Source organism: Bacillus sp. 007/AIA-02/001 (genome assembly GCF_004634455.1).
Lineage (GTDB): Bacteria > Bacillota > Bacilli > Bacillales > Bacillaceae_G > Bacillus_A > Bacillus_A cereus.
Window position 1 is genome coordinate 474,005 of the sequence record NZ_SEIY01000002.1, and the last position, 25,709, is coordinate 499,713.

The following is a 25,709-nucleotide window of genomic DNA, read 5'->3' on the forward strand; positions in this document are numbered from 1 at the left end:
GTATTTAAAAATAGGATGGGTGACTTAACCATTTTTTTAATTCCACATTACCTTGCACAGATAACAGTCGGTATAAATAACGATAAGGCTGTCTATATTCTTCTAATTGAGGAATAGACATAATTGTTTCGTAACCACTTTTAAAGGCATGTGCTTATTTTTCTGTAAATTCTATAAATTCATTATATAACAGATGATGTGTTATGAGGATAAAGATAAAAAGATAGACAGCATACTTACATTTATAGTGAAAACTCATTAAAAATATTATATTTCTCTATTTTTGTATGAATTGTCTAAAAATAATGGTGGTAATACTTGAATGTAAGACTCGTATCTTTAAATCTATGAAGAGTAAAAGTAAAATTAAGCATTGATTTATAAGATTGTGAATCACAATAATGTAGACTATAGAAAATATTTCTCAATAATAAAATGAAGAGAAAAGCATGAAGAAGTAGAATGCATTCATTTATAATAGACTTAAATTAATTAATATAATTAATTGTTAATTTTATTATATTAATTGGATAGGAGAGAATGTTATGGCAAATGTACTCGTAATAAATTTTCCTGGGGAAGGTCATATTAATCCGACTTTAGCTATTGTAAGTGAGTTAATTCAGCGAGGGGAAACAGTTGTTTCTTATTGTATTGAAGATTATAGAAAGAAGGTTGAAGCAACAGGTGCGGAATTCCGAGTGTTTGAGAATTTTCTCTCTCAAATTAATATTATGGAACGAGTAAATGAAGGTGGGAGCCCTTTGACGATGCTATCTCATATGATTGAAGCATCAGAGCGTATTGTTACTCAAATTGTAGAAGAAACAAAAGAGGAAAAATATGATTATTTAATATATGATAATCATTTTCCAGTAGGACGTATTATAGCGAATATTTTACAATTACCAAGCGTTTCATCCTGTACAACGTTTGCTGTTAATCAGTACATTAATTTTCATGATGGGCAAGAAGCGAGACAAGTAGATGAAATGGATCCATTATATCAATCTTGTTTAGCGGGAATGGAAAGATGGAATAAGCAGTATGGAATGAAATGTAATAGTATGTATGATATTATGAACCATCCTGGTGATATTACGATTGTATATACTTCAAAAGAATATCAGCCACGTTCAGAGGTATTTGATGAATCGTATAAATTTGTAGGTCCATCAATTGCTACTCGAAAAGAAGTGGGGAGTTTTCCTACCGAAGATTTAAAAAATGAAAAAGTGATTTTCATTTCTATGGGAACAGTTTTTAATGAACAACCTGCTTTGTATGAAAAATGTTTTGAAGCGTTTAAAGATGTTGATGCGACAGTCGTATTAGTCGTTGGTAAGAAGATAAATATAAGTCAATTTGAAAATATCCCGAAAAACTTTAAGTTGTATAATTATGTCCCGCAATTAGAAGTTTTACAGCATGCTGATGTATTCGTGACACATGGTGGTATGAATAGTTCGAGTGAAGCGTTATATTACGGTGTTCCATTAGTTGTAATTCCGGTAACAGGAGATCAGCCATTCGTTGCAAAACGATTGACTGAAGTAGGGGCAGGAATAAGACTTAATCGCAACGAGTTAACTTCTGAATTGTTACGTGAGACTGTAAAGAAAGTAATGGATGATGTGACGTTTAAGGAGAATAGTCGTAAAGTGGGAGAGTCGCTTAGAAATGCCGGTGGATATCAAAGGGCAGTTGAGGAAATATTCAAATTAAAAATGAAGCCGTACGTAAAGATTAAATAGATGTTAAAAACACACTTACTTTTAATTTGTAAGTGTGTTTTTAGTATTACGCGTTACATGTGTTACATAAAAATAGCGATAAAGGAGAAACTTTTGTGTATATAAATCGATACCTTTGAATTAGTAGTAAAATTACGTTAAAATAATACTAAGAAAATATATAAGTTTTGGGGGTAATGAATGAAGAAAGTATTTGAATACGTATTATTAACAATTGGCTCAATTATAGTAGCAGGTTCATTAGAGCTTATTTTAGCACCTAATGGATTAGTAGATGGCGGGGTAACGGCTATTGCTATTATGGCAAATAAAGTCGCAGGATTGCCGCTTTATGGTGTGTTCTTAGGAATTAATATCCCAATTTTATTATTTACTGCAAAAGTAATGGGAAAGAAATTTTTTATCCGTACATCTTATGCGAATGTAGTTACAACACTCGGATTAATTTATTTAAAACCATTTCCAGCAATTACGACTTCTGAGTTATTAATTGTACTTTATGGTGGAGTACTGTTTGGAATTGGTGTTGGGATTGTTGTTAAAATGGGTGGAGCAATTGACGGTTCGGAAATGTTAGCAGTTTGGATGAATAAACACTTTAATGTACCGATTAGTACATTTTTACTTGCAGTAAATGCAGTTATTTTCATCTTTGTTGCCATTTTATTTTCAATCGAACAAGCGATGTTCTCATTAGCAATTTTCTATATTGTTACGAAGATGATTGATTTTATATTAGATGGTATTAATCAAGGTAAGAGCGTTATGATTATTTCTGGTAAGAATAAAGAAATAGGCGATTTACTTATGAAAGAATTGCAACTATCTGTTACGTATCTACATGGAGAAGGTGGTTTTTTAGGGGAGCATAAGAGAATCATTTATTGCATTACAAACCGATTCATTTATCCGAAAATGAAAGATCTCGTTCTCTCTGTAGATCCAGCCGCTATAATCGAAGCTTCCTATTCAACAGAAACGACTGGTGTGAAACGTCCGGGAAGGAAAGCTAGGTCAGGTGAATAACTAGAAGAAGGCTGTCCAAAAAGTTATTTTGGAACAGCCTTCTTTTTTATTTTGTTGAATTGTTAACATGTTACAAGTTAAATCCACTGTTAAAAAGTTTCCTTGCAACTAGGAAACCAAGCGTCTTTTAATAATCTAGCCAACGTTTCAATTTTATTTTCTGGAATACTACCAAAGCCGAGTAATACGTATGATTCCTTACGTAAATCATTCACGAAATCATATGGAGAAAGTGGGTATAATTTAACGCTTTGTTTTTTAGCGGATTCAATCAGTTCATTTTCATTCATACTGTTATGGACACATAAAACAATATGAAGTCCGGACTGTTCGCCAAGAATTTGAACATTAGCCCCCATTTCTTTCATAATGGATTTTACTAACGCATGATGTTTTCTTTTATATAGTGTACGACTCCGATTAAGGTGACGTTCCCAATTCCCGCTTTGTATAAAGTTAGCAAAAGCAAGTTGTTGTATTGTAGCGACTGTTTGTTTGAAAATTCCATGCAGTTCTTGATATGTTTTTAAAAGGTGTGGTGGTAAAACAACATATCCCATTCGTAAAGAAGGTAAAAAAGATTTTGAGAAAGTCCCCATATAAATAACGCGTTCATTTGAATCAAGACTTTGTAAAGAAGGAATCGGCTTACCAGCGTAGCGAAACTCTCCATCATAGTCATCTTCAATAATGTATCCGCTGCAATCATTAGCCCACTTTAACAATTCTAATCTTCTAGATAAAGGCATAATAATCCCGAGTGGAAATTGGTGTGATGGTGTAACGTATGCGACATTGGAATTTGTATTGTATAAACTAGAAATATCAATACCTTTTTCATCCAATGGTATGGGATGAATTTGTCTATCACAGCTTTTAATGATTGCGTGTATACGGTGAAATCCAGGGTTTTCAATGCCGTATTCTTTTGTAGGGCCAAGCAGTTGAAGTAGTAGCCAGAGAATTGGCTGCGTTCCGGCGCCAATCACAATTTGATCAGGTGAAGAATGGACACCGCGAGAATGATATAAATATGTTGATATATGCTCTCGAAGAGCGAATTCACCTTGAGGGTCTTCTTTGGCAAATAGTGCATTTTCGTATGTAAGTATGGATTCTTGTAATGCTCGTTTCCAATTTGTAATCGGAAATGCATTTTGATCAATAAGTCCTTGGCTACAATCATATTCAAATTTTTCGTCTATCAAATTGCTCGTCTTCTTTGCTGCATTTCGCTTTTTATTTGGGATAACGTCAATATCGAAATTTGCTACAAAAATACCACGTTTCGGTTTACTTTCTACATAACCTTCAGCTAATAATTGTTGATAAGCTGATTCAACAGTAATGCGGCTAATATTAAGTTGTGATGCTAAATTTCTGTGTGAGGGTAGACGTGTGCCGACAGAAATAGTCCCTTGTATAATTTCAGCTTTTATATATTCGTAAATTTGCAAGTAAATAGGTGTGTTACTTTGTAATTGCAATGGGATAGTAAAATCCATATAAAACTCTCCTTTAAAACTGGCCTTATAAAAAACACTTAAACTGTCACTTAAGTGAAGGGCAGTTACTTTCTATAATAATGATATAACATTTAGAAAATTAAATAAATAGTTAGAGGAGAGTTAAAAATGAATGTTAAAGAAGTAGTAACAGAAGAGCAATTACATGAAGTATTACCTGTTTTACAGCAATTACGAATGAAACTTTCAAAAGAGGAAACAAGCTCTTTATTTCGAAATATGAAAGAAGAAAATTATAAACTATTTTCGCTGCGTAATGAGAATGATGAAGTTGTTAGCCTTGCAGGTGTAGCGATTTGTACGAACTTTTATAATAAGAAACATGTTTTCGTATATGACCTTGTAACAGCAGAAGCACATCGTTCAAAAGGACATGGGAAAGTATTACTCTCGTATATAGAGAACTGGGGAAAGGAAAACGGATGTGAGTCTATCGTCCTCACGTCAGCATTTTCAAGAATTGATGCTCATCGTTTTTATGAAAGAGAAGGGTATGATAAGGTGAGTTATTCTTTTTATAAAGAATTATAAAAAATAAGAAGAAGCTGTCCTGCAAAAGTTGGGAACAGCTTCTTCTTATTTTTTAAGTTATTATTGAACCGTAAATAGGTTGTAAGTTATGGTATATGTATTTGAAAAGGTTATATAGTGTATTTTGTCGAATTGTTTTAATTTAATAAAGAGGATGATTGGAGCGCTTATACTTGAAAAAAATAAAGAAACTATCAATCCCTAATGATGCTAGAGTTATTGTCATATCTGATATTCATGGAGAATTAAATCTTTTAAAAGAAGCACTACATAAAGTTAACTTTAAAGATGAAGATTATTTAATTATTAATGGAGATCTTTGCGAGAAAGGACGAGATAGCGTAGGCGTAGTAAACTACGTTATGAATCTTGTAAAGAACAATTCAAAGGTTCACGTTGTTGAAGGGAATTGTGAAGTTTTAGTTGATGCTCTTCTAAATGAAAATCCTGGTCTTATTAATTATTTATGTACGAGGAAGCATTCAATTTTTAATGAATGGCTAGAGCAATTGGGTTTTTCAGTTCATGAGGGCACTTCAATTCGTGAAGTGAAAGAAGCATTGTTAAGTGAATTTTCACAAGAACTATATTGGCTAACAGAGTTGCCAACAGCGATTGAAACAGAAGATTATATTTTTGTGCATGCCGGTCTAGAAGATAGAGTAGATTGGAAAGAAACTGAGCGCAAAAATGCGATAGCAATGCCGGAGTTTTTCAATCAATCACATAAAGCAAATAAGTATGTAATAGTCGGTCATTGGCCTGTCGTGAACTATTCTGAAGAAGCACCGTCTAATAATCCAGTTATTGATAAGGAGAAAAAAATTATTGCAATTGATGGAGGAAATGCAATTAAAGAAGCAGGGCAATTAAACGTATTTATTATTCAGAGGAAACAAACGGGCGATACGTTTTCTTATACATATGTAGACTATTTTCCAGAGTACGAAGTAATAGCGGATTTTAATGCGAATTCAGAAATGCAGGGCGGAGTGACATATCCGTATTATTACATAGAGCCTATCGAGAAGATGCAAGATTACACCGTATGTAAACAAAAGGAAACGAATAATGTGCTCACTGTAAAAAATGAATATATGAAACAACTTAAGTCAGGTGAATATACAGTGAAAACCGATATTTCTTGTGCGCAAATAAGCGTTAGGAAGGGAGATATCGTTTCTCTCATTGATGATAGCTGTTCAGGATATGATTTAATTAAAAAAGATGGCGTAGAGGGTTGGATAGAGAAAGGGATTTTAGTTGAGATAGAAAAAGTGAAAAATAAAACATTAAGCTGAAATAGGAGGGATATAACCTCCTATTTTTTTAAAGGAGTAGATTGCTTGCTGTCTTTAATAAGTAAATAAATCGTACTCGGCAGAATGATAAGCGTCATTCCTAAAAGAATTGCTAGTATAGCATAACCTCTATAGGGAGCAGAAACGATAAAAGGAAGTATCGCTAAAAAAATACCTGCTATCATCATTGAAATACTACTAATATTTGAAGCTCTTTTTTCAAGGTGCTTATCATTCCATTCTAATGAAACGGTTGATTTAGTCGTATCAATTTTGGAACTGAAATAACCTATTAATATAAATAAAAGCCCTAATGCTAAAAATATGAAATGATCAAGAGGAAGTGAAAAGCCAAGAGCGATGAGGACGATGACAATATCGACAAAAAATAAGAATAGTAACATTGTGTTGCCGATCCAATGGAGAAATTTTTGGTTACTCGCTGCTTTAGATAAAGCTAAAAATACAAAGAATAAGAAGGAACATATAATTATATTTACGATTACAAAAGTGCTTTTATCCATTGTTGATGTAGGCGTTCCATTAAAGTCCCATTTCGTAACAATACTTAATGGTAAGAAGAAATAGAGAATAATATTTGTCGTAACAATAGTAAGAAATAAAGCAATACTAAATCGTTTATTCACTGAATCACCAGCTTTCTAAATCAATAATTGGTATCTAATAACAAAATTATACAATATAATAAATGATATTAGTTTTGATTTTTCTGAAAAAATATTATAATTATATATGAAATAAAGAGGAATGCAGGAGGGAATTATGCAAAACGTTGTATTAATGGGGAAGAAAGTTACAATTCGTACAATTGAAGAATCAGATATAAAAACATTATGGAATATCATATTTAAAGAAGAAAGCCCAGAATGGAAGAAATGGGATGCGCCATATTTCCCGTTCTCAATGCAAGAATACTCTTCCTATAAAGAGAAGATGCAAACTCGTTTGAAAGAAGAACCACTGTCAAATTTAATTATAGAAAATAACGGTCAAATCATTGGGACAGTCGGGTTTTATTGGGAATATAAACCGACGCGTTGGTTAGAGATGGGGCTTGTGATTTATGACCCAACATACTGGAATGGTGGATACGGTACAGAAACATTGACATTATATAGAGATTTGCTATTTGAAAAAATGGAGATTGGTAGAGTAGGAATCACGACTTGGTCTGGCAATGAACGAATGATGAAAGTAGCGGAGAAAATAGGAATGAGCTTAGAAGGTAGAATGCGAAAGTGTCGTTATTATAACGGAACATACTATGATTCTATTCGAATGGGAATGATTCGTGAAGAATGGGAAGCACTATGTGTAACGAAGGGATGAGAAAGAGTGTACGCTATTATTGCTACATTTGATCGTGTATTTACTAATAAAATTACAGAACTGCAAAATGAATTAACGAATATAATGGGAACAAATCAATTAGCTGGAGTAGAACCTCATATTACGATTGCGGATTATAATGAGTTAGATGTTCATTTGTATATGGAGAAACTAGGGGAGTTTGTAGCTATTCAAGAAAATATGGACGCAGTAACTTTTCCTTCTGTTGGAATTTTTCCTACTAATGGAACGGTCTTTCTAGCACCGACTGTTACCGATGAATTGTTAAAACTTCATCATTCTTATCATGATTATTTTAAAAATTTTCATGACAATCCAAATTCATATTACGTACCGGGAAAATGGGTTCCGCATTGTACGATTGCAAATAGATTACATACAAAGCAGTTTTTAAGTGTAATGGAATATATTTATGAAAAATTTGATTTTACAACAGCTTCAATTGAGAAATTAAAATTAATTAAGGTGAATTATAAAAATGGTTCTGCCGTTTCTTCTAGTATATTAGCAGAATATAATTTAAAGAGAATGGAGACATCGAGATGACATATGTAATTAGAGAAATGAAGCAAGAAGACATTCACGCTGTACAATCAGTAGCAAAAATAGCTTGGCATGATACATATGAAGGCATTATTCCAAGAGAAATTCAAGACAGTTTTTTAGACGAGGCATATTCTGATGAAAAAATGAAATATCGTCTTAAAAATACACATTTATTCGTTGCGGAAGAAGAGGGAGAAGTAATAGGATTTGCTAACTTTTCACCTGTTAGACTACAAAATGAAGCGGAATTAGGTGCGATTTATTTGTTACCAGATCAGCAAGGAAAAGGGATTGGAAGTGCTTTATTACAAAGAGGGATTAAGGAATTAAATGGGATACGTAAATTGTACATACATGTAGAAGCAGCAAATGAAAAAGGAAAACGCTTTTATGAAGCGAAAGGTTTTGCTGAATTAGAGCAATTTGAAGAAGACTTTGAAGGACATATGATGCAGACAGTAAGGATGGTTTTATATGTATAAGGAGGACTAGCAATGAAAATTTTTGATTTTAGTGAAAAAGTAGGAAAGCACATATCAGTATTTCAATCTAATTTCATAATGTCGAAAATAGTAAACCATAGAGGGAATATACATATCGGTGCTATGCATTTACACGAGAATGGAATCATCGGTAATCATGAAGCAGTTGTATCTCAACTGCTTCTTATTGTGGACGGAGCAGGATATGTATGTGGGGCAAATAAAAAAAAGATAAAGGTAGAGGCGGGACAAGCTGTGTTTTGGGAGAAGGGAGAGCTCCATGAAACAAGTACAGAACAAGGATTAACGGCAATTGTTATGGAAGCGGAGAATCTTGAACAAGGGATAGTAATGCCTATTATTCAAGGGGAGTTGTGAAAAATGATAATTAAGGCGAATCAAGAAGATACCAATGAAATATTAAAATATACGGCTCAATCGCTTTTTGAAGGGACGAGAGGGAATTGTCAATTAAGTACCGAGAAAGCGATTGAAATTACAAAGCCGATTGTAGAAAAAGGAGCGTATTATTTAATCATTAAAGAAGCAAATAAAGTAATGGGATGGATATTAATAGGGGAAAATACAGACTATTTTTCTCGTGAAAAACTTGGATTTATATATGAATTGTACGTTTTCCCAGAATATCGCGGGAGAGGATTATCGCGTGAACTGATGGAAGCTGGTATTAAGGAATTAAAGGAGAAATATTCAGAAATTAGGTTGAATGTATTTACTGGGAATTTTGCAAAAAAGATGTACGAAGAGTTTGGGTTTGTTGAAAGGCAGGTAATTATGACTTTGAAGTGAGTAGAATACTCTGAATGAGAGAAGAGAAAATAATGATTTAGTGGCTACTTTATCGCTGGAATTTAAAGCGAATAAGTATAAAATAGATGGTTTGCCTTTATTTTATAGTAGATTTATAGAGTGTGCTTAAAAAACAAATAAATTAGTATTATACAATATATCGTTATTATAGTAAAAGAGAAATTTTGGAAAAATATCATTTTTTTGTTTAGAAATTTTTAAATTATTGATATAATCAATTTGTAGAATTGATTATTGGTTAATTTTACTATTTTTTAATTTTAAGGGGGATTTAATAATGGCAGGACAAATTCGTATGTCACCAGAGGAGCTTAAATCGAAAGCGACTCGATATGGACAAGGTGCAAATCAAATTGAGGACATTTTACGTCAACTACAAAACTTACAAAATGAATTAAGAGGAGAATGGGAAGGTCGTGCTTTCGAAGGTTTTGACCAACAGTTCAATCAATTAAAGCCAAAAGTACAAAACTTCGCACAGCTATTACAAGAAATTAATATGCAGCTTAATAAAACTGCAGAAGCTGTTGCTAGACATGACGAAGATCTTTCTCGTAATTTCGGTCTACAATAAGACAGATAAAAAGAAATATATAATTTAGCCATGCAACCATACGTTGTATGGCTAAATTACTTTAAAACTAGAGTAAGATACGAAGTCTTTCATTAGATAGACTCGCAGTCGCAGGAGTGATAAGTAGTGAAAAAGTTCAAATGGAGCATCTTGTTGTTTATTATTTTAGCTCTTGTACTATCGACAGGGGTCTCCTATTTAGCATTAAATCAAAATGTTAAGAAAGCTAATGAGAATACTACACCAAAAATGACAGTTGCGTTGGTAAATGAAGATCAGGGCACTGTATTTGAGGGCAATAAAATAGCGTTTGGAGATCAATTTGTTAAAAATGTAAATAAAAATACGAAACAAGAATGGTACGTAGTTAGTCGCGGGGTAGCGGAAAATGGATTGAAAAATAATAATTACAATATGATGATTGTTATTCCAAATGATTTTTCTAGGAAAGCAGTTGCGATTGATTCAGAGATTCCAGAGAAATTAACGTTAAACTATAAAGTAAATGCAACTGGGAATAAGGATTTGAAAGCTGAGGCAGAAAATACAGCTTCTGTTATTTTAGAAGATTTCAATAAGCAAATAATCGACGTTTATTTTGCGAGTATTATCGGTAAGCTACAAGGTGCACAAGATAATATAGGTAAAATAATTGAAAAAGGAAACGTTCAAACAACTATGTATAAAAAAGATATACATAGTCCGTTAGCAAATTACACAAATCAATTTAAAACAGTACAAGATTATACAGGTGTTTCTGTTAATAGTTTCAAAGGATTTCAGGATGTTTTAAAAGGTTTCGGTCAAGCGTTAGATGAAGGGAATAAATCTAACAGTACGTATTTAGATGGTTTTAATAACTTTCAAAAAATGCAAACTGATAACAATTTGTTAGCGAATAATTTCACAAATCAATTCAATCAATATATGAATGATATGAATACAGGCGATGCTTTAAAGCAATTAAGTGCATTGGAATCCGCTAATAAAAGTATTTCAAATCAATTTACGTTTTCAGAGAAAGAACCAAATATTTTAACTGATGCTGCAGCGATTCAAAAATATTTAGCAGATGTAAAAAAACAAGTATCTGAATATGATACAGAACTTGCAGGAAAGTTAGAAAGTGATATTCAAGAGACGGTAATTAAGAAGTTAAAGCAATCTATGTCGAATGATGGAAAGCAAGAAATCTTCATAAATACATTAATGAAACAACCAGATGCTCGAATAAAGAAACAAATCGAGAATTTAATTGCGAAATTACCTAGTTTAAACATGGAAGAAATCGGTCAAAGTGATTTGCCAGATACAACGAAATTACAACTGCAAAATGTAATTCAATTTACAAAAAAATATAATAAAGAAAATAATTTTTATTATGATCCTGTAAATAAAATATCTTTAGGAAACGCTATTAAAGAAGTAAAGGATAGACTTTATACAGAGGGAATTACATTTAGTGATACTGCGAAAGTAATTAAAATGGAATCTCCGCAAATTTTGAAGATAAAGATTCCAGAAGAATTTAAACTAGATGGAAGTACAGGATTCTTACATATTGATGGTGAGGATCGTACAAGTGATTTTCTTCGAAGCGAAGCAGGAGAAATTACAATAGCTCCTCGTAATGAAGGGGATATAAAGATTGATCTGCATGTGAAGTTAAAAGATCCAAACATCAATATAGATGTTTTCTCTCCTGTAATGTGGCAGTGGGAATTGAGTGGGACTCATAAAAAAGAAACTAGTCCTGAAAAAGAAAAACCTAACAAAGAAGATAAAGGAACACAAACGGAAAATAGCAAGGTGGAAAATGTGGTTCATAAATCACAGTATGGCATAATGCCGTTAGTACACAGTGCTAAAAACCCTATTATTAAAAAAATGGAAAACACAACAGGGAAAGACAACGGAACCGGAGGAAACCCAGGAGGCGGAACGGGGAAAGATAACGGAACCGGAGGAAACCCAGGAGGCGGAACGGGAACAGACAACGGAACCGGAGGAAACCCAGGAGGCGGAACGGGAACAGACAACGGAACCGGAGGAAACCCAGGAGGCGGAACGGGAACAGACAACGGAACCGGAGGAAACCCAGGAGGCGGAACGGGAACAGACAACGGAACCGGAGGAAACCCAGGAGGCGGAACGGGAACAGACAACGGAACCGGAGGAAACCCAGGAGGCGGAACGGGAACAGACAACGGAACCGGAGGAAATCCAGGAGGCGGAACGGGAACAGACAACGGAACCGGAGGAAACCCAGGAGGCGGAACGGGAACAGACAACGGGACCGGAGGAAATCCAGGAGGCGAAACGGGAACAGATAACGGTAAAGTTACTGAAAGTACAACGAATCAAGTAGTACATCAAAAAGCAGAAGTATTAACAAAAAATATATCTAGTGTATTAATAAAAGAAGCAGTAGATACAGTCGAAAGTTATCAAGGTTTAATGAGCCTTTACGAAATGTATTATGGGATTGATTTAAGAACGAAAGATGTAGGTCCTAAGTTAGAAGAGGGAAGTTTAGATGCAATTGCGACGGATCAATCTTTGTACTACGTATTAAATAAACAAAGTTTAATTGATTTAATTTCAAATCTTGTTTCATCAAGTATTACTACAGAAATAAAGCAAGATATGTCAGGTTTAAAACAAAAAATAAACTCTTATCAACAATCTATTACTAGTGCGGATCAAAATTCTATGCTACTAGCGGAGAAATTAAATGGAACGACGCAACAAGCAACTAGTATGAATGAAAATTTAGGAGAGTATTTAAAAGGTTTAGCGAAATGGCGTGAGAATAGCTTAAAGCTAGTTGAAGAGCAGCAAGTATTAACAACAAATCATGCTGGTGAGCAAACAGCTATTTTATCGTTAGATTCTGGTATTAAATCATTAATGATGCAAAGTCAGTCATTGGTCGAAAGTTCGAAGCATAGTTTAGCAACTTCAGACGATGTATATAAAACATTTGATCAAATTAATGGACAAGCAAAAGAAATTCAAGACAGCGGAACGACAATTGTTTCAAAAGCTGATCTATTATTAAATGACTTTACGAAGAAAATAGAAGATGATAAATCATTCTCCAAAAACTTTACGAAAATTTTAGCGAATAGCCGTATTGGAGATCGTCAAAATGAGATGCTATATGACTTTTTAGCTAGTCCAGTTCAAAAGCAAAATGATGGAGTAATTGCAGCAGGTAATGCTTTTACACCGTACTTAATTGTATTAACTTGTTTCATTGTTGCATTATTTACAGCATACGCAATTGCGAATCAAGAAAAGAAACGAATGCAATCAGATCATTTTGAAGAGAAATTCTCATTAATTGATATGAATGTACCAACTACAGTAGTAGCTTTCGGTATATCAATTGTGGAAGGGATTAGTATAGGTATCATTTCTGGGCGTCTTTTAAAGTTCGGTCAGGATCAAAGTTTACTATGGATTGCGTTCATCACATTTATTATGATGGCGTTTGTATTGGTCTCAACCTACTTATTACGACAAATAAAAATGGTAGGAATGTTTATACTATTAGTATTTTTAAGCATGTACCTATTTTTAACTGAGGCAGTTGGAAGTAAAGTAGATCAAATGTCGTCTGTCGGAAAGATACGTCAATTCTCACCGCTTCAGTATATAGAAAGTTTTCTAAATGATTTTATTAGTGGTAAAGATACTGGGAAAGTTATTTTTGTCGTATTGTTTGTAATTGCCATTATTGGATTGGTTAGTAATCTATTTGTATGGCATAAGAAATGGGAGGAAAAAGAAGTAAATGATCAAACAATGGAGCATAGTGGCTAAGTTATCATTTCTCTCTATCCTTTTACTGTTTGTCGCGCTACCGATAAGGAGCGCGGCTGACAGTTATCTTGGTGATGATGGGAAGATTAAGTTTAAAGTGGATCGACTTGAAGAAAGCGACCAAGAAAAAAATAAAAAGGAACATAAGGAAACAGAATTAGATAAAGCATCGATTGAGTTATTTAACAAAGATATAGAAGAAGAAATTGAGAAAAAGAAAAAGAAAGAACAAAAAGATATGGAAGCTTTGCGAGATTCTCTTTTTACAAAACCAAAAGAGAATAATAGTGTTAAAGATACGAAAAATAGTTTGTTTAGCAGTGAATACATTGTCAGAAAAAGTGCAGATGAAGTAGCGAGTAATGAAACAATGAATGAAGAGCCAATTAGTATAACAATAATATTATTATTTGGCGGCGGCATTCTACTTATTTGCATCGGTATTTATACGGTTCTTCGTAAAAGTTGGAGGTAAAGTGATGGCAATACAAACACATATCAATGTGACAGTAGATTTTAGTAAATGGAATGGAAATACATATGATTTGCGTATTCCGAATCATCAATCTATTAAATATTTATTGAAAAACTTATTAGATACGCTAAAGATTGATAATCATGAAGGTTCACATTTTGTAATTAAAGTGAAAAACAAGTCAATTGTTTTAACAGATAATGATCGTTTAATTGATCACCAAATAACAGATGGAGATATTTTGCAAGTTTTATAAAGAATATTTTTTACTTTTAGTTATTTGAAAATAAGTTATTACGGGTTATAAAGAAAAGGAGAAGAGGATAAACATGACGGAAAAAATAATTCAAATTGATGCAATGAACTATCAATTTCAAATAGAAAAAGAAAATTGGAAATTGGAGATGACCAAATCTCAAACACGTATAAAAGACTTCCGTCAATTCGATATAATTACGGGCGAATCATCTGAATTTGTACCATTAACAATAGAAGAAACGGATGATATGTTTACGTTTCTATATCAAGTAGATAAAAAATTATATAAGTGGGACGATCTTAGCCGTTTTGGAAGAAATGAGAAATTAAGACTACTTCGGAATGTTGCGCAGTTTCGTAAATATTTAAATAAACGAATCACGTTCTTTTTACATCCAGACAATATAGTTTTTAATGCTAATTTAATACCAAGTATTATACATAGAGGAATTCGAGATATTGTTCCGCCAACCCCATTATTAGAAGAGCAATTTTTAACACAATATAAGTGTCTAATTATTGCTTTATTCTCCCAAAAACATAACTTTGATGATTTGTATGCTGGGTTACTAAAAGATGCAAAAGAAACAACATTTGAACAGACCGTTGCTCAAATGGAAAGCTTAGATGCATTACTGCAGTTTCTTGATGACAGCTTTGAGAAGGAACAAACAAAAACAGAAAAAAATATGCAGTTAGTACCTAAAAAAAGCTATAAATCATTTAAATACTTAGCTTTTTCCTTCATAGCGGCGACAGTTATTTTAGCTGCTCCTTTAATATATTTCACTTTTATAAAATTTCCTTATCAAAATAAATTGTTAGAAGCAAATGCAAGTTTCATAGCAACTGATTATGACAAAGTCATTACGCAATTGAATGAAGAGGAGTTTGAATCATTACCGATTGCATCTAAATATGAGTTAGCATTTGCATACATTACAGCTGAAAAACTAGGTGAAGCTCAAAAGAAATCGATTATGAAAAACATTAGTTTGAAAAGTGATGAAAAGTATTTGCTGTATTGGATGTATAACGGAAAAGGTAATTTTGATAAATCATTAGATTTAGCTAAGACACTTGATGATCCTCAGCTTATTATGTACGGCCTTGTTAAACAAATTGAATCACTGAAAAATAATCCGGATTTATCAGGGGAAGAACGTGATCAAAAGTTAAAAACATATGAGCAACAATTAGATGAATATAAAAAGAAATATGGCAATTCATCAAACGATAAAAATTTGTCGGACACAGAGAAAAAAGAGTAAGCACTTGATGAGACAGTTGAAAAGGAGCAGTGAACACGGATGGAGCAACTATTAGTATTGACTTATGGAGACAAAATATATAAGTGCACATTACATCCAAATGAGCAATCAATAGTGTCGATTGGAAAAGAGTGGACAAATGATATTACGAATCCAAGTTTAGAACAAGAAGTAGAGTTAAAGTGGAATAATGAAGTAAATGCTTGGATGGTACAGGATCAATTAATAGAATTCAATAAGGAAATTGAGATTGGGAAAACAAGAGATGTGAGCTTGAAAATCTTTATATCTATTGTTGGCACAACTAAAGTGTTTGATATTGGAACGAAACATTCTCTTACAGTGAGTCAAAACGATTACGATGATATTTCTATTACCGGGACTAGTGTAGATTTAATGCTATCTCGCGAAACGTTGTACGATTCTTTTAAAGTGAACGTGTATGGCGGGGATGTATTTCATAATTATACGAAGTTAAAAGATAGCGTTATGTTGGAATCAGGAGACGTATTATATTGTGATGGTATTTTATTGGAGATTGGTAGTGAAGACATTCAAGTACTTTCTTCAGAAGATAAAGTGAAATCTGCGTTACCTATTTTAGTAGAATCAGAAACGAATTATCAAAGTGGTTATCCAGACTATCATCGTTCACCACGTATTATTTACCGTGAACCAGAAGAGAAAATGACAATTGCAAAGCCTTCAAGTATGCCATCAAAACCAACGGAGCATTTAGCAAGAATCGTTGCACCTTCACTTGTCATGATTGTCGTAACTGTATTACTTGCTATTTTCATGAAATATGGAATGTTTATTATCGCATCGATTGCGATGACATTAGTAACAATCATTGTTTCTGTCACATCGTATATTAAAAATTTGAAGCAATATAAAGTCGACATTGTTGAACGAGATAAAAGCTATAGAGAGTATATAAAACAAAAAACGAAAGATTTACATGCAGAAAGTGAAAAACAGCGTCACGCATTACATTATCACAATCCAAATGTAGAAGTAATACGTAATATGGCAGTTCAAGTAAATCCTAGAATTTATGAAAAAACAATGTTACATCATGATTTCTTAACATTTAGCGTTGGAACAGGACAAGCTAATACGAGTTTTGAAATTCAATTTAATGAAGAAGAATTTAGTCAAACGAAAGATGAATTAATCGATATAGCACGTGAACTAAGACAGCGTTATCTATCATTGGAAGATGTACCAGTTGTAACAGATTTAATGAATGGACCAGTCGGTTATATTGGCCAACGCTCTTTAGTGTTAGAGCAATTACAATTATTAGTTGCACAAACGGCTTTATTCCATAGTTATTATGACTTGCAGTTTATTACTATTTTTCCGGAAGAAGAAAAAGAAAAATGGGATTGGATGCGCTGGTTACCTCATGGAAGTGTTCGCGATATAAATGTACGTGGATTTGTATACCATGATCGTAGCCGTGATCAAGTGTTAAATAGTTTGTATCAAATATTGAAAGAACGAAAATTAAAACTAGATGAAAAAAGTTCTACTAATGAAAAAATGTACTTTGCACCGCACTATGTCGTTCTCATTACAGATGAAAAACTAATATTAGACCATGTTGTTATGGAATTCTTTAATGATGATCCGAGTCAATTAGGTGTATCACTTGTATTTGTACAAGATGTTATGCAAAGTTTACCGGAGCATGTGAAAACGGTAATAGATATAAGAGATGCAAAACAAGGGAACATCATCTTAGAGCAAGGAGAGCTTGTTAACCGTCAATTTAAACTAAATCACGTACCGAAAGGGTTCAATTTAGAAGATATTTCACGGGCATTAGCACCATTAAATCATTTGCAAAACTTAAAAAATAGTATTCCAGAAAGCGTAACATTTTTAGAAATGTACGGCGTTGAAAAAGTAAAAGAACTGAATATCACAAGTCGTTGGGAGAAAAATGCAGCGCATAAATCTTTAGCTGTACCACTTGGATTACGTGGTAAAGAAGATATCGTAAACTTAAACTTACACGAAAAAGCACACGGACCACACGGATTAATAGCAGGTACAACCGGTTCAGGTAAATCGGAAATTATACAATCGTATATTTTATCTCTAGCAGTCAATTTCCACCCGTACGAAGTAGCCTTTTTACTAATTGACTATAAAGGCGGCGGAATGGCGAATTTATTCAAAAACTTACCGCATTTATTAGGAACAATTACGAACTTAGATGGAGCACAAAGTATGAGAGCGCTCGCATCAATTAAAGCTGAATTGCAAAAAAGACAACGCTTATTTGGGGAAAATGATGTAAACCATATTAATCAGTATCAAAAACTGTATAAAGAAGGCTTAGTAAGTGAACCGATGCCGCATCTATTTTTAATTAGTGATGAATTCGCGGAACTGAAGTCAGAACAACCAGAATTTATGAAAGAGTTAGTTTCAACAGCGCGTATCGGTCGTTCGCTCGGAATCCATTTAATATTAGCTACGCAAAAACCGAGTGGTGTTGTAGATGATCAAATTTGGAGTAACTCGAAATTCAAACTAGCATTAAAAGTGCAAAATACATCAGATAGTAATGAAATTTTAAAAACACCAGATGCTGCTGAAATTACATTACCAGGACGTGCTTACTTACAAGTTGGGAATAATGAAATTTATGAACTATTCCAATCAGCTTGGAGCGGAGCAGACTATGTAGAAAACAAAGAGGATAAAGAACATTTAGACGCAACAATCTATGCAATAAATGATCTAGGACAATATGAAATATTAAGTGAAGACTTAAGTGGACTTGGTAGCAGTAAAGAAGTAATAAGCGTACCATCTGAACTGGATGCTGTTATTGACTACATTCACGATTACGCAGAAATAAATGAAATTGAAGCGTTAGCTAGACCGTGGTTACCACCACTTCCAGAAAGCGTATATTTACAAGACTTACACGCTATTCAGTTCACAGAAGCATGGACGAAAGAAAAGAAACCATTACAAGCAACAGTTGGTCTACTAGATCAGCCTGAATTACAATCACAAACACCATTAACACTAGATATTAGTAAAGACGGACACGTAGCGGTCTTCTCAAGTCCAGGCTACGGAAAATCAACATTCTTACAATCAGTCATTATGGATGTAGCTCGCCAGCATAGTCCGGAGCATTTGCATGTGTATTTAGTGGACCTTGGAACAAATGGTCTTCTACCTTTGAAAGGATTACCTCATGTAGCGGATACGATTACGATTGATGAATCTGAAAAATGTTTAAAGTTTGTTGAAAGATTAACTCAAGAAATGAAAAATCGTAAACGATTATTAAGTGAATATGACGTTGCAAATATTGAAATGTATGAAAAGGCAAGCGGGAAAGAAATACCACATATTATTATTGCAATCGACAATTATGATGCAGTAAAAGAAGCGAAGTTCTATGAAAGCTTTGAAATGCTAATTATGCAAATTGTCCGAGATGGTGCAAGTTTAGGAATTCATACCTTAATTAGTGCAGGGCGACAAAATGCACTTAGAATTCAATTGTACAATAATATTAAAATCCAAACTTGCCTATATATGATTGATCAAAGTGAAGTAGCTAGTATTGTAGGGAGATCTGATATAAAAGTGGAAGAAACAGCAGGAAGAGCGTTAATAAAACTAGAATCTCCTACATTATTCCAGGTTGCATTACCTACGAAAGCAGAAGATGAATTACAGCAAATTCAATTATTACAACAAGAAGCAAATGATATGGACCGAGAATGGGATGGAGAACGTCCGAAGGCAATTCCAATGATGCCAGAAATTATTGATATTGCTACTTATCGTAAAAATAAAGACGTTACAAAAGCTCTACAAGCAGCAAGAATTCCAATGGGGCTTGATTTTGCAAACGTAGAAGTTGTAGCTCATGATATTGCAGTGAATGATCATTTAATGATTTATAGTGTAGATGATAGTATGAGAAAACAAATTGTATCTAGTATCGTATCTCAATTGAATAAAGATTATTTTGAAAGTGTGACGTTGGTGGATACAGCAGAGTATAGTTTCGTTCAATATAAAGACGATGTGACGCACTACATTGTAGACGAAAATGAAATAAATATGCATGCAAAGTATTGGATGGAAGTAATTCGTGAACGAGCTCTTGAATTAGCACAAGCAAGACAAGAAGGTAGAGAAATTCCTGCATTCACAAAACAACTCATTATCATGACAAATGTTGAAGAGTTTAGTAAATTTGTTTATTTAGAAATGGAAGATGCAGCAACTTTAATTGATCTATCTCGTACAGTAGGCATTTACTTTGTATTAGCAGGTCACCACGACTACATGGACCGAAATCGTGAAGCTCTACCTATGAAAATGAGAAGTAAGCTAACAGCAGCAATTATCGCAATGCCATTAAATGATCAAAGTATCTTCAACATAAAATATATAAGCAACGAAGCACCATTAGGTAAAGATGAAGTGTATTACTATCAAAAAGGGAACATAATGAAACTAAAAATGCCTAGAGTAACTAACGAGGTGACAGTATGAAATTAAAAAAGAAAGCTAAGGTGATGATAGTCGTGTCAATAGTGGCAAGTTTATTAAGTGGATGTGGTTTTGGGGAGACAAAGATAGAGTATGAGAGATTAGTAGAGGCATTGGATGAAGGGGACATGAAGACAGTTATGTCTGCGAGTGATGATGGGTATGCGTATGTGAAAGAAGAGGTTAGGGATAGCACTTTTATTGAGGATAATAATAAGCAAATAGGAGTAGTTTATCAAACAACGCAAGGTATTTATAGTATTAAAGATAATATTCTTTTTGGTGAGGCACAAAAGAAAGTCAATACTCCAGTTGAGGATGAAAAACATAGTGACAACCCACAATATAAAGAAGAAGTTGTATTCAAGTCAGATATAAGATACGAAAATGGACAGCTAGAAGCTTCAAATCGAGGGGAAGATATGTCTAATATAAAATTAATGCTCAATAGAGTGCAAGGAATAAAAGAATTGAAACCAAATGTGAATAAAAAAAGCTTCAGCCAACCAGCTACGATAAGCTATAATTTATCAGAAACTCAATTTAAAGAGCTATTTAATGGGAATTTAGGATTAGAGTATGAGAAGTTTAGTTATGCAACACTACTAATTGAATTTAATTCTGCTAAGGATACAAAGGAAAATCCGATGGAAATAACAGAGATAACAATTTCGATAGGCTATAAACAAAGAAATGAAGAAAATAATATGATTAGGCATGATCAAGAAATAACAACATATTTACATAATAAAGAAGAAAATAATCGGAAATCAAAAAAAGATTACTTACAATATGAAAAGAAATTTAAAGAAAGCCATTAATATATAAGGGGGAGAATATGGTGAATGAGGAAGATTATAAATTAAGTAGTGATGTAGGAAAATTAAGATTATCGGCAAAAGATATTTATGATTATAATGCACAAGAAAAAAAATATAATAATTCTGATCCAATAATAAATAAACAGAAGTTACAAGACAACTTTAATGCTAATATTATAGCTTCTGATGATATTCATTCAGTAACTGGATTTGGGGCGTATGCTTTAGAGGATAGAAACACGCATGAAATTTTCATTGTATACGTTGGAACCCAACCGAGCCAAATAGGTGATTTAGCAACCGATGGAGCAATTGGGCTACATAATTTAACTAATTCACCTATATTGGGGTCATTAGCGGAATTTCAGTATAGTCAAGCAGAAAAATTTTATGAAAAAGTCAAGGCGAAGAATAAAGGAAAGAAGATAACTTTACTAGGGCACTCCTTAGGTGGCGGAGCAGCGAATACAGTTGCATTAAGACATCAAGAAGATAATATAAACGTATTAGCTTTAAATCCTGCGCCTGTTTTAAATAAAGATGTGGTTAAGTACGGATACGGAACCAATATGAAAAATTGCCGCAGTCTTATAAATGAATATGATCCTTTGTATGGCGCCATTAAGGCCGCAGATTTTGTAATACCTGGACAGGTTTATAAAATGGAAAATGGGGAAGGGCATTCTTTTTTATATGATCCAAAGTTTTATTCTAGGAATGGGAATGTAGCAATAGATAAATTGAAAAAGGTTAGCGAAACAGGATTTGATTGGAAATTTGGTTTTTTAGAAATATCAGAATCTGCTGGGGACCTATATAAAGGAATCACTGGAAAAAAAACATTAAGTACAACAGAAGAAGTTGTAGTGGATTTAGTGGTAAATGGAACCCCAGTCAGTGCAATTCTAGTTGCAATAACAGTAGTGGGAGATACTAGTGCTCTAGCAACAAAAATAGCAAGTATAGGTGTAGAAACAGGAAAAAAAGCTTTGAAATTTAGTAAGGAAGTTATACAAGAAGTTAGAAATCAGGTGAATGCGGCTGTGGATTGGATAGAGAATAAATTAGCAAAATGTAAGGAAAAGGTACTTGAAGTGTTAGAATCAGTATTTAACGCAGCTGTAGATTTTTTAGTAGGATGCATCATTCTTTATTTATCCCGTGATGAAATTATAGCAATTGCAAAAGAAGTAGCATCTTCTCTTGTTCAAGATATTTTAGATGTATTTAAAGGTGACTTTGAAATTGATACAAATATTGCTTCAATTGCTGGAGATTATGTAAGAAGCCATCGCCAATCATTATTAAACTATTTTATGAATGATGGTAGTAGAGGATTAAATCGTTCATTATTAGTAGAGATTTCCAGAGATGTGAACGAACTTTCAAATGATTTAAAAGAGTTAAGTCAAGATGTAACAGATGCGGTAATTTCTATGATAGCAAAAGATGAAGAGTTAGCTTCGGTTTCCTATTATTGATAAATGTTAAGGAAGGGGGTATGAGGATGGATTTACATATGATAATGTCGAGGGTTCATAGTACATTTCCGGACAGTGGTGGGCGAGATCAAATTATTAACGTTGTTATGCAACTTGAAAAAGCAGCTGTATCTTTGACAGGAGATATTAGAAGATTAGAAAGTAGTATTGATAATAGTTTGCAAGGTAAAACACGTGATGCTTTTATTGATCGTATCCGCCAATTAGAAAAAAGGCGACAAAAAATAGAAGAGAAAATTATCGTATTAAAAGGATCGGTGAATTAATATGAAAGATTATATGGAGAAAGTTTTGCCTTTAGGAAGTGTAGTGAGGTTGAGTACTGAGGAAGAAAAAGATGTAGAGTATGTAATTACTACAAGAGGAATACTTCTCGATGAAGACACTTTCTATGATTATGGTGGGGTATTACACCCAGTAGGTTTGACGGCAGAGACATATAAATTATTCAATGACTTTGATATTTTAGAAGTGAAATTTGAAGGGTATAAAAATTCTATTGAAGGAAAATTTGCTCATAATTTTAAAATATGGCGAAATGAATTTGTAAAAACGATAAAGAACAAGGCTGAAAATAATAAGTAACAATTATTAATAAAACAAGGGCTATAATATATTTAGAAATAAATAGACTTTCCTCTTCCAACATGGAAAGAGGAAAGTCTATTTTTGATTGAATAAGAATCTAAATATCTAGTATTACGTGGGAACAACATGAAAAGGAACGCCACGAATTTATAGCAAATAGAAAAAGAATAAGAGAGAAAGAACAAAAGCGAAACAAAAACTGAAATGAAAGTTGTAAATGATAATTGTAAACTTATATAGAATAAATGCATTATTCATAAGTTAACTAGTAAAGGGAGGGATGTAATATCTTGAATAAAGATCCCAAAACTGTAAAAACAGAAAAAGGTTTATTTGAAAGTGTAATAGTACCTATTATTGTCGGGATCATGTTTATCTTTTAATTCTATATAAAGTAGCACAGTTTCTGGAGAAGTGGATTGTTATCTTTGGAATAATATTTTTTATTGGTAGTATATTTCTTTGCATATATCTAGAAGAATATGGAGGGGGATTGGGCGGTAGGATAGGGTTAATATCAATGTTACTGTTGTATTTTATGTTTATTAGAAAAAGTAAAAAAGCTAGTTTAATATGAAATACCAAAAACATGTATTAACTCTCAGTTTGTCTACAAAAATAGAGTTAATACATGTTTTTAGAAAAGGTGGTGTCATTATATGTGGAACATAAAAGAAAAAGATTTAGATGCATTTAAAATAACATGTAGAAACCGTTTAAGTCCTGAAGCTGCTGTAGGTTTTATGCTAGGCTCAATCATATATACCTCATTAATCATGTTAGGTGTAATTTATGGTTTGGTGAAATTTGGTTGGTCAGTATATCCTAGTTTACTAGAGGAAACAATTATTAAAATAGAGTTATGTTTGTATAGCTTACAAATCATTTTTCTTATTGTATATTTATTTCCCAAAGCCCGTTTTAGATTTCAAAAGTTACAAGCTATAGTTATATTGTTATATGCACTTCAACTTGCGACTATAGGATTTGTAACAGTAGTTGTTTCGAGTATTTTCGGTTATTCAAATGATCGTATTACATTGACTTATGTAGCCTTATTATTGTTAGGAGCTTTTATTATTCATATTTTTACAACAATTAATACCTTTAAGCAAGCTAGCAAAGGCGCATTTAGTAAGTGGGAAAATTCAGTTTCATTTTTTAGTAAGACAAAAGATTTATTAATGATTGCCTCTATACTATATGTATTAACTCTCTTAATCTTAATTTATATTAATAATGATTATACGATAGAGCAAATAGGTTGGTATGCCGTATTGACCCTTATACTATATTCGGTAGCCATAGGTGCAGGAGAGTTCCAATTATTAGCCTATTGTAGATTTAAATTTCCATCATTTTATATTTCGTGGGAGGAGCATGAAAGGGAACGTCAGGAATTCTTAAAACGTTATAAAGAGAGGGAGGAAAAGAAAGCGAAAGAAATAAAATAAGTTTTGGTTTCTGAAAATTCGAATAGAATATATAAGCAATTAAGGATTGTATATAAATCAATGCTATTAAAAATTAAAGCATCTTCAATATAATCTGTACGAGTAAGTAAATATCAGTAAGTAAAGGTGAGATGTATTACTTTCCAAAAAGGAACATAATGAACTTAAAAATGCCTAGAGAAATCAACGGGGTGTCAGTATGAAGTTAAAGAAGAAAACCAAGATGATGATAGTTCTGTCAATAATAGCAAATTTATTAAGTGGATGTGGTTTTGGGGAGACGAAGATAGAGTATGAGAGATTAGTAAAGGCATTGGATGAAGGTGATATGAAGACGGCTATGTCTGCGAGTGATGATGGGTATGCTTATGTGAAAGAAGAGGTTAGGGATAGCACGTTTGGGGCGGAAAATGATAATCGCATTAGCGTTGTATATCAAACAACAGGAGGAGTATACAATATTAAAGAAAAAAAGTTCTATGGAACAACTTTGCAAGAAATTGCTAGTTCATTAAATAGTGAGCAAAAAAAAGAAGAGATTGTATATAGAACTAGTATTAAATATGAAGATAATCAATCAAAAAGTCCAGATCAAAATTTGGATGTTTCGAATGTTCGATTTATATTTAATAGATTAAAGGGAATAGATAGTTTAAGACCCAAAAAAGATAAAAAAAGATTTAGTGAGTCATCCAAGGTAACATATTACTTAACCGAATCGGAATTTCAAGAAATAATTAATGATAAGTTAAAGGTGGACTACGATAAATTTGATGAAGCAATATTATTAATGGAATTTAGTTCGGCGAAAGATTCAAAAGAAAATCCAATGGAATTCACTACAATAAGCATCACAATGGGATATGAAAAAAAGAATAAAGAAGGCAGATTAATAAGGCATGATCAAAAAATAGCAATCTATTTAAATAGTAAAGAAGATAACGATAAAGCTTCTAAAACCCGATATGAGAAGTATGAAAAACAATATTCAAATAGCAAGTAATGTATAAAATAAGGGGAAAGGTGTA

22 protein-coding genes and 4 pseudogenes are annotated in these 25,709 nt (G+C 32.9%); 23 read left to right on the top strand and 3 right to left on the bottom strand.

Features of this window, described 5'->3' with window-relative positions:
- Positions 1-4: 4 nt before the first annotated feature.
- Positions 5-154, bottom strand: a pseudogene (locus ES895_RS07870) (nitrate reductase); the annotation flags it as partial.
- A gap of 391 nt (positions 155-545) precedes the next feature.
- Here ES895_RS07870 and ES895_RS07875 point away from each other — a divergent pair.
- Both ES895_RS07875 and ES895_RS07880 read left to right on the top strand, forming a co-directional pair.
- Positions 546-1,754 carry a macrolide family glycosyltransferase gene (locus ES895_RS07875; protein ID WP_135238270.1) on the top strand — a complete coding sequence of 403 codons (1,209 nt, stop codon included), beginning with the start codon at positions 546-548 and terminating at the stop codon, positions 1,752-1,754.
- 180 nt (positions 1,755-1,934) lie between these two features.
- The gene (locus ES895_RS07880) at positions 1,935-2,780 is read left to right on the top strand and encodes a YitT family protein (RefSeq protein ID WP_000755125.1); all 846 of its coding nucleotides are present in this window, start codon (positions 1,935-1,937) and stop codon (positions 2,778-2,780) included.
- Between the two features lie 89 nt (positions 2,781-2,869).
- Here ES895_RS07880 and pdxR read toward each other — a convergent pair whose 3' ends face one another.
- Positions 2,870-4,285, bottom strand: a complete 1,416-nt coding sequence (gene pdxR, locus ES895_RS07885) for a MocR-like pyridoxine biosynthesis transcription factor PdxR (RefSeq protein ID WP_070757490.1) — start codon at positions 4,283-4,285, stop codon at positions 2,870-2,872.
- A gap of 129 nt (positions 4,286-4,414) precedes the next feature.
- On the opposite strand from pdxR, the gene ES895_RS07890 reads away from it, so the two are divergent.
- Together ES895_RS07890 and ES895_RS07895 are read left to right on the top strand one after the other, a co-directional pair.
- On the top strand, positions 4,415-4,837 hold the full coding sequence (locus tag ES895_RS07890; protein WP_001101112.1) for a GNAT family N-acetyltransferase: 423 nt from the start codon (positions 4,415-4,417) through the stop codon (positions 4,835-4,837).
- A 173-nt stretch (positions 4,838-5,010) separates the two neighbouring features.
- On the top strand, positions 5,011-6,138 hold the full coding sequence (locus tag ES895_RS07895; RefSeq protein WP_000721385.1) for a metallophosphoesterase: 1,128 nt from the start codon (positions 5,011-5,013) through the stop codon (positions 6,136-6,138).
- Positions 6,139-6,158: 20 nt separating this feature from the next.
- Here ES895_RS07895 and ES895_RS07900 read toward each other — a convergent pair whose 3' ends face one another.
- Positions 6,159-6,785, bottom strand: a complete 627-nt coding sequence (locus ES895_RS07900) for a DUF1648 domain-containing protein (RefSeq protein ID WP_070757486.1) — start codon at positions 6,783-6,785, stop codon at positions 6,159-6,161.
- 136 nt (positions 6,786-6,921) lie between these two features.
- On the opposite strand from ES895_RS07900, the gene ES895_RS07905 reads away from it, so the two are divergent.
- The 19 genes and pseudogenes from ES895_RS07905 (at position 6,922) to ES895_RS07985 (ending at position 25,684) form a co-directional block, all read left to right on the top strand.
- Positions 6,922-7,488: a GNAT family N-acetyltransferase gene (locus ES895_RS07905; RefSeq protein WP_070757484.1), complete on the top strand. Its 567-nt coding sequence runs from the start codon at positions 6,922-6,924 to the stop codon at positions 7,486-7,488.
- Between the two features lie 6 nt (positions 7,489-7,494).
- On the top strand, positions 7,495-8,055 hold the full coding sequence (locus tag ES895_RS07910) for a 2'-5' RNA ligase family protein (protein ID WP_135238271.1): 561 nt from the start codon (positions 7,495-7,497) through the stop codon (positions 8,053-8,055).
- On the top strand, positions 8,052-8,537 hold the full coding sequence (locus ES895_RS07915) for a GNAT family N-acetyltransferase (RefSeq protein ID WP_000222825.1): 486 nt from the start codon (positions 8,052-8,054) through the stop codon (positions 8,535-8,537). The genes ES895_RS07910 and ES895_RS07915 overlap by 4 nt, the downstream gene beginning before the upstream one ends.
- Positions 8,538-8,549: 12 nt before the next feature.
- Positions 8,550-8,915 (top strand): cupin, encoded by a 366-nt coding sequence (locus ES895_RS07920; RefSeq protein WP_098390460.1) that lies wholly within the window; start codon positions 8,550-8,552, stop codon positions 8,913-8,915.
- A 3-nt stretch (positions 8,916-8,918) separates the two neighbouring features.
- Positions 8,919-9,347, top strand: coding sequence for a GNAT family N-acetyltransferase (locus ES895_RS07925; RefSeq protein WP_070757480.1), 429 nt, complete (start codon positions 8,919-8,921; stop codon positions 9,345-9,347).
- Positions 9,348-9,645: 298 nt separating this feature from the next.
- Complete coding sequence (locus ES895_RS07930; protein ID WP_000918601.1) at positions 9,646-9,942, top strand: WXG100 family type VII secretion target; 297 nt, start codon at positions 9,646-9,648, stop codon at positions 9,940-9,942.
- 126 nt (positions 9,943-10,068) lie between these two features.
- Positions 10,069-13,770, top strand: coding sequence for a type VII secretion protein EsaA (gene esaA, locus ES895_RS07935; protein WP_135238272.1), 3,702 nt, complete (start codon positions 10,069-10,071; stop codon positions 13,768-13,770).
- Positions 13,742-14,245 (top strand): type VII secretion protein EssA, encoded by a 504-nt coding sequence (gene essA, locus ES895_RS07940; protein WP_000595655.1) that lies wholly within the window; start codon positions 13,742-13,744, stop codon positions 14,243-14,245. The genes esaA and essA overlap by 29 nt, the downstream gene beginning before the upstream one ends.
- A gap of 4 nt (positions 14,246-14,249) precedes the next feature.
- Entirely contained in the window at positions 14,250-14,501 is a 252-nt protein-coding gene (locus ES895_RS07945) for an EsaB/YukD family protein (RefSeq protein WP_001007571.1), read from the top strand.
- A gap of 73 nt (positions 14,502-14,574) precedes the next feature.
- Positions 14,575-15,774, top strand: a complete 1,200-nt coding sequence (essB, locus tag ES895_RS07950; RefSeq protein ID WP_000136611.1) for a type VII secretion protein EssB — start codon at positions 14,575-14,577, stop codon at positions 15,772-15,774.
- A gap of 39 nt (positions 15,775-15,813) precedes the next feature.
- Positions 15,814-16,095, top strand: a pseudogene (locus ES895_RS30195) (FtsK/SpoIIIE N-terminal domain-containing protein); the annotation flags it as partial.
- A pseudogene (gene essC / locus ES895_RS07955) lies at positions 16,090-20,319 on the top strand (type VII secretion protein EssC); the annotation flags it as partial. The pseudogenes ES895_RS30195 and essC, both read left to right, overlap by 6 nt.
- On the top strand, positions 20,316-21,137 hold the full coding sequence (locus ES895_RS07960; RefSeq protein ID WP_025710417.1) for a DUF3952 domain-containing protein: 822 nt from the start codon (positions 20,316-20,318) through the stop codon (positions 21,135-21,137). The pseudogene essC and the gene ES895_RS07960, both read left to right, overlap by 4 nt.
- Before the next feature lie 17 nt (positions 21,138-21,154).
- On the top strand, positions 21,155-22,618 hold the full coding sequence (locus tag ES895_RS07965) for a lipase family protein (protein ID WP_025710416.1): 1,464 nt from the start codon (positions 21,155-21,157) through the stop codon (positions 22,616-22,618).
- Positions 22,619-22,644: 26 nt separating this feature from the next.
- Complete coding sequence (locus ES895_RS07970; RefSeq protein WP_000363091.1) at positions 22,645-22,905, top strand: hypothetical protein; 261 nt, start codon at positions 22,645-22,647, stop codon at positions 22,903-22,905.
- 1 nt (position 22,906) lies between these two features.
- Positions 22,907-23,224, top strand: a complete 318-nt coding sequence (locus tag ES895_RS07975) for a DUF4176 domain-containing protein (RefSeq protein ID WP_000656387.1) — start codon at positions 22,907-22,909, stop codon at positions 23,222-23,224.
- 293 nt (positions 23,225-23,517) lie between these two features.
- Positions 23,518-23,804 (top strand): annotated as a pseudogene (locus ES895_RS30075) (hypothetical protein).
- Positions 23,805-23,886: 82 nt separating this feature from the next.
- Positions 23,887-24,681 carry a hypothetical protein gene (locus ES895_RS07980; RefSeq protein ID WP_025710415.1) on the top strand — a complete coding sequence of 265 codons (795 nt, stop codon included), beginning with the start codon at positions 23,887-23,889 and terminating at the stop codon, positions 24,679-24,681.
- 199 nt (positions 24,682-24,880) lie between these two features.
- A complete protein-coding gene (locus tag ES895_RS07985; RefSeq protein ID WP_025710414.1) occupies positions 24,881-25,684 on the top strand; it encodes a DUF3952 domain-containing protein in 804 nt (267 codons plus the stop codon).
- The last annotated feature ends 25 nt before the right edge of the window (positions 25,685-25,709 follow it).